This is a genomic window from Halomonas llamarensis (assembly GCF_023555005.1).
GTDB classification, from domain to species: Bacteria; Pseudomonadota; Gammaproteobacteria; order Pseudomonadales; family Halomonadaceae; genus Vreelandella; species Vreelandella llamarensis.
Window position 1 is genome coordinate 11,960 of record NZ_JAMJPJ010000011.1, and the last position, 11,862, is coordinate 23,821.

The following is an 11,862-nucleotide window of genomic DNA, read 5'->3' on the forward strand; positions in this document are numbered from 1 at the left end:
CAAAACAATGATGTAACTCACTTTTTTATATTCCTATACTTTTGACAAGCTTGTGTTACAAGTATTCTTCCCCGTCTGTTTTTACCGCAAAAAGGAAAGCATCATGGCTACAACACTGCGTCGTTATATTTCCGTTTTATTAATCGCGCTATTGGCGCTCGGTAGCTTCCCCGTCGCGGCGGCACAAACCACCGGGTTGGTATCGACACAAGCCGCCCTTGAAGCCGATAGCGCAAGCGAGGAGCGCGAACGTATTCACGATATTCTGGCCCGCGCAGATGTACAGGAGCAGCTACTCGCGCAAGGCGTTAACCCAGAAGAGGTAAAAGCCCGGGTCGCCGCCCTAAGCGATAGTGAGGCGAAGCAGATGGCGCAGCAGCTTGAAGCGATGCCTGCTGGTGCTGGTGTGATCGCTGCGCTATTTGCCGTTTTCGTCATTTTGCTCGTCACTGACATTCTTGGTTTGACCGATGTATATCCGTTTACTCGCTAAGCAGATGCGCCATACTGACCTAAACGACGCCCGCTCTGCGGGCATTTTACTGTGTTTTATTGTCAGCATCCTTCTTAGTGGGTGCGCAAGCCGCCCCGCGCTACTCGAGAGCACTTATCAAACGTTACCCTCGCATGTGGAGCTCAACGACGTTCCCTTCCACCCCCAGGTAAAATACCAATGCGGCCCGGCAACGCTCGCGATGGTGCTTAACCATCAGGGCGTCGACGCCAGCGTTGAGCGTTTGATCCCGCAGGTGTTCATCCCTGGCCGCGACGGCAGCGTCCAACCCGAAATGTTAGCCACCGCCAGACGCTATGAACGCATTGCGTTTCCCATCCGCGGGACGCTCGATAGTTTGCTAACGCACCTTGCAGGTGATGACCCGGTCGTAGTAATGCAGAACTTGTCTCTTCCCGCTTGGCCGATGTGGCATTACGCCGTAGCGATTGGCTATGACCTGCCTAATGAGACATTGATCTTGCGAAGTGGTGAAATCGAGCGCCACATGCTTTCGTTTAGTCGCTTTGACGCCACTTGGGCGCGCACCGAGCGTTGGGGGTTTGTTATTGCCCCACCCGGCGAGGTCCCGGCGGGCATTTCGCCGAAGCGGGCCATGGATGCCATCAGTGCTTATGAAGCGCTTCACGGAGCAAACGCGGCCCTTCCTAGCTGGAAAGCGTTGACACAGCGTCAACCCAATAATGCGATGGGCTTTTTTGCTTTAAGTAATGCTTACTATGCGCTAAACCAAGTCGATGATGCGCGGGAGACATTGATCCAAGCAACCAACATTGACCCGGAACTTGGCGTCGCCTGGTTAAATTTAGGGCTGCTGTATCTCGCTCAAGAGCGGTTAGCTAAAGCAGAACAGACGATTAATAAAGCCGCTCAACTTCCCGGGCCATGGCAAGAGCGCGCGGCATCTTTACTCAAAACACTATAATCATATAATCCATTGATCGTAAAGATAATGAGAGTAAATAATGCCGTAAGTTTAATTCTTACGAGAAGATAACTAAATTTTATGATGGAAAGGTAAGTATGTTTTTGCTTTAGTGAGGCTATCTTTTTAGGGCAAACAATCAGCGTAGGACACGCGGAGTACATTATGTATGCTTGGCTTCTGACCCTTACTTTAGCGCTAGCTAAACCTTGGCAAGCAAAGCAATACCCCGTCCATCGAAGCGGCGGTCGGCGCTGGTTGCGATCTTTGCTGATAACAGTGCTGGCAAGCCTTGCCCCCATTGCCAATGCGGCAACTCCCATTTCTAGTCAAGAGATACCCAGTGACGATCATTCATTAATGCTGCAAATCACCCATTACCAATATCACCGTTGGCTTTCACTGGCCGATATCGAAACCCTTCCCCTCTATGATGTAGCAATCGAGCACCCCGAAGGCCTTAACGGGCGCTTTACTGGGGTATGGCTTGATGAATTCATTGTCCAGCAAGGCATTCCCGAAGACGCACATATCCGCTTTATTGCCCACGATGACTACACCATTTTTTTAAGCCCGGCTGAGCGCGAAAAACGGCGCTATCTTATGGTGACTCGTTTTAATGGGCAGCCCCTTAAACGTCAACACCTTGGCCCGCTTCTTCTGATTGTTCCCGCTGACGCCGAGAGCGTGCTCAGTGGCACCTCTGATCAAACGCGTTGGATTTGGTCAATCCGGGAGCTTCGCTACCAATGACCTCTCTAGCGAAAACCTTTCCCCCTCGAATGTGGAGGATCGCGACGCTTGTTGCTGTTATGGCCATAGGCACGGCGCTACTGGTGGGCTATTACGTATACAGCGCCCGCCAACAGCTGGGCGCAGATTACACCGCTCTCGTGGGGGATATTGTTCGGGCGCAACAAACAGCACCGCAGCTTAATCACGCCCTAGAAAGCTTTATTGACGAACCTTTTGGCCTACATTTACGTCAGATTCATCATACGCTATGGCTTTCTGAACAATATTTAGAACACGTCCGCCATGGTTTACAGCAGCATCCTCAGTTGCATCGTGATACTGCTTATCTTGAGGGCGATCTCTCGCTTCTGGGTGAGCAGCTGATTGAGCTTGAAGCGCGAGCCGAGGCGGCGTTAGTAGACCGCTCCCTTTTGCCTGAACTTCAGCGCTTATCCATGGATATTGAGGCTACCATGGCATGGGCATATAGCGAGCTTAATACTGCCGTACATAGCGCGGCAGGCCGACAACGTTTGATAATGCAGCGTCTCTCTTGGGCTGTGACGGGCCTTGTCTTAGCGGTCATGCTGATCGCGCTAACGCTACTAGCCGCCGTATTGCACCTGCAACGCCAGCGCAATACGTTAAAAATGCTAATGCTAACCGACGAACTCACCGGGCTTTATAACCGACGCCATTTGGTTGACGCTGCCTCAAGGACATTAACCGACGCTCAACGCCATCAGCAACCGATCAGCCTATTACTTCTTGATTTGGACTACTTTAAGCACGTTAATGATACGTACGGTCACCCTGCCGGCGATGATGTGCTGCGCAAAGTAAGCCAGCAACTGTGCAATATCAGCCGAGCAACAGATATCGTGGCACGTATTGGCGGAGAAGAATTTTGTTTGTTAATGCCCAATACGCCGGTGGATGACGCTGAAAATGTCGCCGAGCGTATACGTCATGCCATTGCGATCGAACCCCTCACCCATTTGGATAGACATTTACAGCAAACAGTGAGCATTGGAGTCACTACCTCCCTCAATGGTGCGCAAAGCTTTCAACAGCTTTACTCACTGGCCGACCAAGCGTTATACCAAGCTAAAGCCTTAGGCAGGAATAGGGTTGAGAGCGTCCTTCCGACTTCTCCAGTAAGCCAAACAAACGAGACTCACCACCCACTAGAAGAACGCGGTTAAGCCCATTTTGGGCCATCGCGGTGTCTTTTAAAAACGCCTGTGCCACTTCATACGGCACTTTTCCTTCCGTCAATTCTTGCGCATTAGGGCTAAACGATTTGGCGTTGGGGATTGTATAAATACCTACCGACACGTCAGATACAAAGCGGTAACGTTTATCCAGCAGCAATACCGACCAAATTAACGACGCGTGGCATCGTAACCTAAATCAGCCCCACGGCTCTCATCGCTACGACGGCGTGTGCTCACCCCACGGCGTTTACGATTTTCTTCTTCGCATACGTCGTCCTTGCCACCGCAAATATCGCAGCCATCCTTCATACCAATTTGGTTCAACCCTCCGCAGGAACCCGCAATAGGCTTACGCCCCATGATGACACCCACGGCCATCGCGGCTATCACCAAAAGCATAAACCCTAAAACCAGCAGCCACATCGTCATGATGAATACCTCACTAAAATCACTGTATCGCGCTTTGAATTAAAAACATTCGTCACCTACCTACACACATGACAGTCATAGTGACGTTAAGTGCCATTATCGTTAACCGGAGCAGCTGGGTAAACAAAAAAACGGGGCTAGCCGATTGGCTAGCCCCGTCATCTCCTAATGAATAGGCTTACCCACCGAAATCATCCAAGAGAATGTTTTCCGGCTCAACCCCCAGATCAATCAGCAACTTAATTGCTGAAGCATTCATCATGGGCGGTCCACACATGTAGTACTCACAATCCTCAGGGGCGGGATGGTCCTTCAGATAGTTTTCGTACAGCACGTTGTGGATGAAGCCTGTCGGGCCTTCCCAGTTATCTTCAGGTTGCGGATCCGACAACGCCAGATGCCATTCAAAATTAGGAAACTCTTCGGCCAGCTTGTCGTATTCTTCATTGTAGAACGTTTCGCGCCAAGAGCGCGCACCGTACCAAAACGAGATTTTACGATCTGTTTCCAGACGCTTGAGCTGGTCAAAGATATGGCTACGCATCGGCGCCATACCGGCACCACCACCAATGAAGATCATTTCCGCATCGGTGTCTCTAGCAAAGAACTCACCAAACGGCCCCATCACCGTGACTTTATCGCCCGGCTTCAGGTTGAAAACATAGGTCGACATTAAGCCTGGCGGATGATTCGTACCGGGAGGCGGCGTGGCGATCCGGATATTGAACTTGAGGATACCCTTCTCTTCCGGGTAGTTCGCCATCGAATAAGCCCGGATAACTTCCTCTTCGTTCTTGTGAGAGGTATCAAATAGTCCGAACTTTTCCCAGTCTCCACGGTACTCTTCTTCAATATCAAAGTCGGAAAATTTGATATCGTAAGGCGGTGCTACAAGCTGAACATAACCACCGGCACGGAAGTCAACTTCTTCGCCTTCCGGTAGTTTCAGATTCAACTCTTTGATGAAGGTGGCAACGTTGGGGTTATCGATAACCTCACACTCCCACTTCTTCACCCCGAAGACCTCCTCCGGGACTTCGATTTTCATGTCTTGTTTCACCGGCACTTGGCAAGAAAGACGCCAGCCTTGCTTTTTTTCGCGCATGGTGAAATGCGACTCTTCCGTGGGCAGAATAGATCCACCGCCCTCTTCTACACGGCATTTGCACTGAGCACAGGAGCCGCCGCCGCCACAAGCAGAAGACAAGAAAATGCCGTTTGCAGCCAACGTGTTCAAAAGCTTGCCGCCGGCTTGGGTGCTCAAAGTGTGTTCCGGATCACCATTGACTTCAATGGTAATATCCCCGCTACTCACTAGCTTGCTACGCGCTGCCAGGATAATCGCCGTTAAACTAATAACGATGATCGTGAACATGACAACACCGAGCAAGATGACAGATGTATCAACCATGTCGGTTTCCTATTGCTGGAGGTTTTCTTTACCCCGACGGCATTAAAGACCGCCGGGAAAACCGTTTCGTTAAAGCTGAATGCCTGAGAAAGACATGAAGCCCAACGACATCAGACCCACGGTGATGAAAGTGATACCAAGACCCTGAAGGCCTGCCGGCACATCGCTATACTTCAGCTTTTCACGAATACCTGCGAGAGCGGTAATAGCGAGTGCCCAGCCAACGCCAGAGCCAAAACCATAGACAATGGACTCGCCGAAATTATAGTTACGCTCGACCATGAAGAGGACACCACCCAAGATGGCACAGTTCACGGTGATCAACGGTAGGAATACGCCCAAGGCGTTATAAAGCGCAGGCACATACTTATCAAGGAACATTTCCAAGATTTGCACCAACGCGGCGATAACGCCGATATAGCTGAGAAGACCCAGAAATGAAAGGTCAATGTTCTCAGCACCATTAATACCGGTCCACGTAAGTGCGCCTTCTGCCAACAATAACCCGTAAACCAAGTTGTTCACTGGCACAGAGATTGATAACACAACGATAACGGCGATACCAAGACCAAAGGCAGAAGAGACCTTTTTGGATACCGCCAAGAAAGTACACATGCCCAAGAAGAAGGCAAGCGCCAGGTTCTCAACGAAAACCGAGGCAACGAAAAGGCTTAGATAGTGTTCCATGTTACACGGCCTCCTTCGGTTTGGAATTTTCCTTCATCTTGAATTCGTTCTCTTCGACTTGATCGGTATCGACAGAGCGCATCACCCAAATCAATAGGCCGATAATGAAGAACGCAGACGGTGGTAACAGCAGCAAACCGTTAGGCACGTACCAGCCACCATCTTGAACAGGTGCTAGTACCGTAAAGCCGAAGATACTACCAGAGCCAAATAGCTCGCGAACAAAGCCGACGACCATCAATACAAAGCCATAACCAAGACCGTTACCGATACCGTCTAGGAAGGATAGTCCCGGCGTGTTGGACATCGCGAAGCCTTCCGCACGCCCCATCACGATACAGTTGGTAATAATAAGGCCAACAAATACAGAAAGCTGCTTCGATATTTCATAAGCGAACGCTTTGAGAATTTGATCCACCACGATGACCAATGACGCGATGATCGTCATTTGTACGATGATACGAATCGACGACGGGATGTGGTTTCGAATCGTTGATACGAACAGGTTAGAGAATGAAGAAACGAAGATAACAGCCAATGCCATTACCAGCGATACGCTCAAACTCGTCGTTACCGCAAGAGCAGAACAAATCCCCAAAATCTGTAGCGCAATGGGGTTGTTTTGAAAGATTGGTGCCGTTAAGACACTTTTAGGCGTGACGTCTGCCATGGTTAGGCTCCTTCGGATTCAAGTTCGACGTCGGTTTCTTGAGCTTCTTCTTGGCTAATACCACTACGGAATGTCGCCAAGTACTCACCGAAGCCTTCCGGGCTCAACCAGAATTGGAGCATGTTAGTTACGCCATTACTGGTCAAGGTGGCACCGGAAAGGGCGTCAATTTCGTGCTCGCCATCAGCGCCACCCTTAGTTAGATGAATCTCCGGTGACAATTCGCCCTTTTCGTCGTAGATTTTCTTGCCTTCCCACTGAGCTTGCCAACGCGGGTTATTCACCTCGGCACCTAAGCCCGGCGTTTCGCTATGGTCGTAGTAGGCAATACTGATTAGCGTATTACCATCCCCTTCGATTGATAGGAAGCCGCGCATCAATCCCCAAAGGCCTTGTCCGCGAATTGGCAAAACAATTTGATCGGGGTTATTGGGATTACCTACGAGATACACAGTGGCATAGTTCTCGACTCGTGAAAGTCCCGCAATATCTCTATCGCCTGAGAGAGTACGACCGGTAGCTGGATCACGCGCCGCTTCAAAATGATTGAAGGTATCTGGATCAAACTTATCGGTGTACTCACCCGTGCGCATATCAACAACGCGCGCGGTAATTTCGTCTTGGAATATCTCTTCAATGTCGATGCCCGGCTCATACAACTGGGCCACATTGAGGATGTTCGATTTGCGGTCAAGCTCCTGATTAACCTGCTGCAAGGGGCGTAGCGCCACCGCTGCGGTAGACACGATGACAGAGCACACGATACAGAGTGCAAATGCAACGATCAGGATCTTTTTGATCGAGTTGTTACCTTGAGCCATTAGGCAGTCTCCTCGGCCGGCACGCCCACGCGCTTTTGGCGACGCTTAATATTGGCCTGGACAAAGAAGTGGTCAATCAGCGGTGCAAACAAGTTAGCAAATAAGATTGCCAACATGATGCCTTCCGGAAAGGCCGGGTTTACCACGCGGATCAGAACGGTCATGACCCCAATGAGTGCGCCAAACACTAAGCGACCTTGGTTTGTCATTGAAGCGGATACTGGATCAGTAGCCATGAACACCATACCGAACGCAAAGCCCCCGACGACCAAATGCCAATACCACGGCATGGAAAACATCGGGTTAGACTCAGAACCGATCAGATTGAACAGGGTGCTGGTAATGACCATCCCCAGGAAAACACCCAGTACAATTCGCCAGCTGGCAATTTTGGTCCATAAGAGCACCGCGGCACCGATCAAAATGGCCAATGTCGAGGTTTCGCCAATGGAACCTGGAACAAAGCCCAGGAAAGCGTCCCACCAACTATACGAGGATGCGAGTGCTGACATGCCGTCTTGCAAAGCCATCGAAAGCGCTGTTGCGCCACTGTAGCCATCAGCAGCAACCCAAACGGCGTCGCCAGAGATTTGCGCTGGGTATGCAAAGTACAAAAACGCACGACCAGTGAGCGCCGGGTTGAGAAAGTTTTTCCCCGTACCGCCGAAGATCTCTTTACCAATCACCACGCCAAAGGTGATACCCAACGCCACTTGCCATAGCGGAATGGTTGCCGGAAGGATCAGCGCGAAAAGCACAGAGGTAACAAAGAAACCTTCGTTAACTTCGTGACCACGCTTAATGGCGAACAGCACTTCCCAAAAACCACCCACGATAAACGTCACTAAGTAGATCGGAAGGAAGTAGGTAGCCCCAAGCACGAAGTTAGCCCACAAACTGCTAGCATCGTGTCCAGAAGCAAACAGCATCATGATCGCTTCGCGCCAGCCGGCCATTGAGGCGTAGCCTGCTTCAATAGCGGTATTAGCTTGCCAGCCGGCATTCCACATACCAAACAACATCGCCGGGAAGGTACACAACCAGACGGTGATCATGATGCGCTTCAGATCAACACCATCACGCACATGCGCTGTTGTCTTTGCCACATTCGGCGGCGCATAGAAAATCGTATCTACCGCTTCATAGAGCGGATAGAACTTTTCGTATTTTCCGCCCTTGTGAAAGTGCGGTTCGAAATTATCGAGTGTTTGTCGAATACCCATCATCAGGCCTCTTTCTCGATCAAGGTGAGATTGTCACGCAGGATGGGGCCGTACTCGTACTTGCCGGGGCAAACATAGGTACATAATGCCAGATCCTCTTCGTCCAGCTCTAGACACCCGAGCTGCATGCCAACTTCTATATCTCCGACAATCAACGAGCGCAGCAACTGTGTCGGCATAACATCCAATGGCATAATACGCTCATAATTGCCCACTGGCACCATGGCACGCTCTGAGCCATTGGTAGAGGTTGTCGGTGCATAATCGCTCAACCCTTTGATTTTGGAAATATAAATCCCCATAACAGAGTGACGATTAGCACCAGGCGAAATCCACCCCATGAAAGCGCGTTTATTGCCCTCTTCAAGTAGGCTGATTTGGTTATGGAAGCGCCCTATGTACGTCAGACTGCCTTCGGCAGCTGCCCCAGAGAAGACGGATCCAGAAATGACCCGCGTGTCATCAGGTTTGATGATCTCACCTTGGAGAAGTTCATTGGTACTGGCACCGATACGTGTACGCAAAAGACGCGGATTTTCAGCCCGCGGCCCACCAACCGCTACCACACGATTGACCTCTAGCTTACCTTCGGTGAAGAGCTTGCCGACAGCAATCACATCCTGATAGCCGATATGCCACACTTTTTTATGTAGCGCGACGGGCGATAAGTAGTGAATATGCGTGCCTACCAAACCAGCAGGGTGTGGGCCTGAAAATGTTTGCGCCTGAACACCGCTAATGTTGCTGCCGGGAATACTGTTATCAGGGCCGGAACATAGATACACCTTACCCTCGGTAAGACGCGCCAACACTTTCAAGCCATCTTCAAATGCTTGCACATTGTCGTTAATGATCAAGGCAGGATTTGGGCTTAGCGGGTGCGTATCGATAGCGGTAACAAAAATATCGGCTGGCTTGCTATCAATCGCCGGTGTGCGCGAAAACGGACGCGTGCGCAAAGCCGTCCATAGGCCTGATTCTACCAGCTGATCGACCACGGTTTGGCGCTCTAAACTCTCAATTGCAGAGCGATCATGTGCAGTGAAAGAGACGACGTCCTCACTTTCATCCACTTTAATAACCACAGATAGCAAACGACGCTTTTCGCCACGGTTAATAGCGACCACTTCACCAGCAGCGGGAGCGGTAAAGCGAACGCCCTCGATTTTTTTGTCGGTGAAGAGCAGTTGGCCTAGTTTGACCTTATCCCCTTCCTGTACTTCCATGGTCGGCTTCATGCCAACGTAGTCAGTACCCAGGATTGCCACGTGGCGCACAGGCTGCGCATCTTCAATACGCTGCTCAGGCGCTCCCGTGATGGGGAGATCCAGGCCTTTTTTGACTTCGATCATAGTCTCGCCCAGTTGATGGATCGGATATACGAAGATAAGGGGTTCGAATGGATTCGAATTCTTATTTTTCGTTCAGATTATTACCAGTCAGGCCCAAGCACATGCTCGAACCACCCCAAAATTCTACCGCATTATAAAGATAAGCGCGGCCAAAGACCACATCCCAAGCTCACGCCAAAAGTGCTATAGACGTGCCCAAATCGCATTATCACAACGACAAACGCCACCCGAAGGCGGCGTTGAATACAATGTAAAACGGCAAATTAGCTCTCAGTGCGAGGTAGCTTTAAAAAACTTACGTTAGACATTTGCTGCAGAATGCGCACTACCTGGCAACTGTAACCGAACTCGTTATCGTACCAAACGTAAACAACTGCGTGATTACCATTAGCAATGGTGGCTTTTGCATCAACGATCCCGGCATGACGATTGCCCACAAAATCTGAAGACACCACTTCCGGTGAATCGACGAAATCAATCTGCTTTTGATAGGCTGAATTGATCGACATAAGGCGAAGGTATTCGTTAAGCGCTTCGGCGTCCGTTCCTTTGTCTAACGTCAGATTGAGAATCGCCATGGAAACGTTCGGCGTCGGTACGCGGATCGCATTACCCGTCAGCTTGCCATCTAGCTCTGGCAGCGCTTTTGCCACGGCTTTCGCCGCACCCGTTTCCGTCAGCACCATATTAAGCGCCGCGCTACGACCACGACGATCACCTTTATGGTAATTATCGATCAAGTTCTGATCGTTCGTGTAAGCGTGAACGGTCTCAACGTGGCCTGTTACAACGCCGTACTCGTCATTAAGCACTTTTAACACCGGCACAATCGCGTTGGTGGTACAAGAGGCCGCCGACAAGATGGTATCGTTTTCGGTAACGTCGTCGTGATTAATGCCATAAACAATATTTTTGATATCGCCTTTACCCGGGGCGGTTAAGAGCGTCTTAGACGCCCCTTTGCACTCCAGATGCTGACCCAGCCCTGCTTCATCGCGCCACATACCCGTGTTATCTACCACAACGGCATTCTGAATATCGTACTGGGTATAATCCACGTCGGCTGGCGAATCGGCATAAATCACCTGCACCACATTACCGTTAACAATCAACGTACGCGCATCAACATCCACGCTGATCGTACCTTCAAACGGCCCATGAACCGAGTCGCGGCGCAGCAGACTGGCCCGTTTTTCCAGATCTTTTGCCACATCCCCCCGGCCGCGCACAACAATAGCGCGTAGACGTAGAAGGCTACCGCCACCAGCTTTCTCGACCAAAATACGCGCTAGCAAACGACCAATACGACCAAAGCCATAAAGCACCACGTCTTTTGGCTCTCCAGTGCTAGCACCTGGCTGATAACCGTCAACAATTTCGTGGAGCTCTTTGCGCAGGAAGGCTTCAACATCACCGCCACCTTGCTTTTTCAGCGTGACGGCAAGCTTCCCTACATCAACGTGCGCTGGGCCAAGATTAAGCTCGCACATGGCCTTAATGATAGAAAACGTCTCTTGCACGGAGAGCTCTGTGCCCTCAATTTTGCGTACAAAACGGTGATCCTTGAGAATGCGAATGACCGACCGCCTGATCAACGAACGTCCGAACATGGTCGCAACGACATTATTTTGGCGATACAGACGCCCTACCAGCGGGATTATCTGTTCTGCCAGCGCTTCGTTGCTTTGCCATTCTTGAAAAACGTTTTCGAGCGTTTGCTGACTCACGTGCGACCTCTTTAGGTAATGAAAAATTAGGCAATGGAGACCAAAGATGAAGAAAAGGTGTAGATAAAGTCAGAAGCATTATCCCGGTCGACATCATACCCTGCAATCACTGGATAGTCGCAGCCGCTGTAAGCAGATTACATAAATGCGT

The 11,862-nt window shown here is 50.5% G+C and carries 12 protein-coding genes; 4 read left to right on the forward strand and 8 right to left on the reverse strand.

The features are described 5' to 3' along the window. Window positions 1-103: 103 nt before the first annotated feature. The 4 genes from M8006_RS08530 (at window position 104) to M8006_RS08545 (ending at window position 3,379) form a co-directional block, all read left to right on the forward strand. Window positions 104-493, forward strand: coding sequence for a PA2779 family protein (locus tag M8006_RS08530; RefSeq protein ID WP_250081180.1), 390 nt, complete (start codon window positions 104-106; stop codon window positions 491-493). Continuing rightward, window positions 471-1,439: a PA2778 family cysteine peptidase gene (locus M8006_RS08535; RefSeq protein ID WP_250081182.1), complete on the forward strand. Its 969-nt coding sequence runs from the start codon at window positions 471-473 to the stop codon at window positions 1,437-1,439. The genes M8006_RS08530 and M8006_RS08535 overlap by 23 nt, the downstream gene beginning before the upstream one ends. A gap of 267 nt (window positions 1,440-1,706) precedes the next feature. Next, the gene (locus tag M8006_RS08540; protein ID WP_250081184.1) at window positions 1,707-2,192 is read left to right on the forward strand and encodes a molybdopterin-dependent oxidoreductase; all 486 of its coding nucleotides are present in this window, start codon (window positions 1,707-1,709) and stop codon (window positions 2,190-2,192) included. A 59-nt stretch (window positions 2,193-2,251) separates the two neighbouring features. Further along, window positions 2,252-3,379, forward strand: coding sequence for a GGDEF domain-containing protein (locus tag M8006_RS08545; RefSeq protein WP_250081186.1), 1,128 nt, complete (start codon window positions 2,252-2,254; stop codon window positions 3,377-3,379). A gap of 180 nt (window positions 3,380-3,559) precedes the next feature. On the opposite strand, the gene nqrM is transcribed toward M8006_RS08545, so the two are convergent. The 8 genes from nqrM to M8006_RS08585 all read right to left on the reverse strand — a co-directional run bounded on the left by nqrM (window position 3,560) and on the right by M8006_RS08585 (window position 11,711). Beyond that, entirely contained in the window at window positions 3,560-3,820 is a 261-nt protein-coding gene (gene nqrM / locus M8006_RS08550; RefSeq protein WP_250081190.1) for a (Na+)-NQR maturation NqrM, read from the reverse strand. 178 nt (window positions 3,821-3,998) lie between these two features. Continuing rightward, window positions 3,999-5,231, reverse strand: a complete 1,233-nt coding sequence (gene nqrF / locus M8006_RS08555; RefSeq protein ID WP_250081192.1) for an NADH:ubiquinone reductase (Na(+)-transporting) subunit F — start codon at window positions 5,229-5,231, stop codon at window positions 3,999-4,001. A 69-nt stretch (window positions 5,232-5,300) separates the two neighbouring features. Then, window positions 5,301-5,918 (reverse strand): NADH:ubiquinone reductase (Na(+)-transporting) subunit E, encoded by a 618-nt coding sequence (gene nqrE, locus M8006_RS08560; protein ID WP_250081194.1) that lies wholly within the window; start codon window positions 5,916-5,918, stop codon window positions 5,301-5,303. A gap of 1 nt (window position 5,919) precedes the next feature. Next, a complete protein-coding gene (locus M8006_RS08565; RefSeq protein ID WP_250081197.1) occupies window positions 5,920-6,588 on the reverse strand; it encodes an NADH:ubiquinone reductase (Na(+)-transporting) subunit D in 669 nt (222 codons plus the stop codon). 2 nt (window positions 6,589-6,590) lie between these two features. Continuing rightward, window positions 6,591-7,409, reverse strand: a complete 819-nt coding sequence (locus M8006_RS08570; protein WP_250081199.1) for a Na(+)-translocating NADH-quinone reductase subunit C — start codon at window positions 7,407-7,409, stop codon at window positions 6,591-6,593. Further along, a complete protein-coding gene (locus M8006_RS08575) occupies window positions 7,409-8,635 on the reverse strand; it encodes an NADH:ubiquinone reductase (Na(+)-transporting) subunit B (protein ID WP_250081200.1) in 1,227 nt (408 codons plus the stop codon). The genes M8006_RS08570 and M8006_RS08575 overlap by 1 nt, the downstream gene beginning before the upstream one ends. Continuing rightward, entirely contained in the window at window positions 8,635-9,984 is a 1,350-nt protein-coding gene (locus M8006_RS08580; protein ID WP_250081203.1) for a Na(+)-translocating NADH-quinone reductase subunit A, read from the reverse strand. The genes M8006_RS08575 and M8006_RS08580 overlap by 1 nt, the downstream gene beginning before the upstream one ends. 263 nt (window positions 9,985-10,247) lie before the next feature. Continuing rightward, window positions 10,248-11,711, reverse strand: a complete 1,464-nt coding sequence (locus M8006_RS08585; RefSeq protein WP_250081205.1) for a glyceraldehyde-3-phosphate dehydrogenase — start codon at window positions 11,709-11,711, stop codon at window positions 10,248-10,250. Window positions 11,712-11,862: the final 151 nt, after the last annotated feature.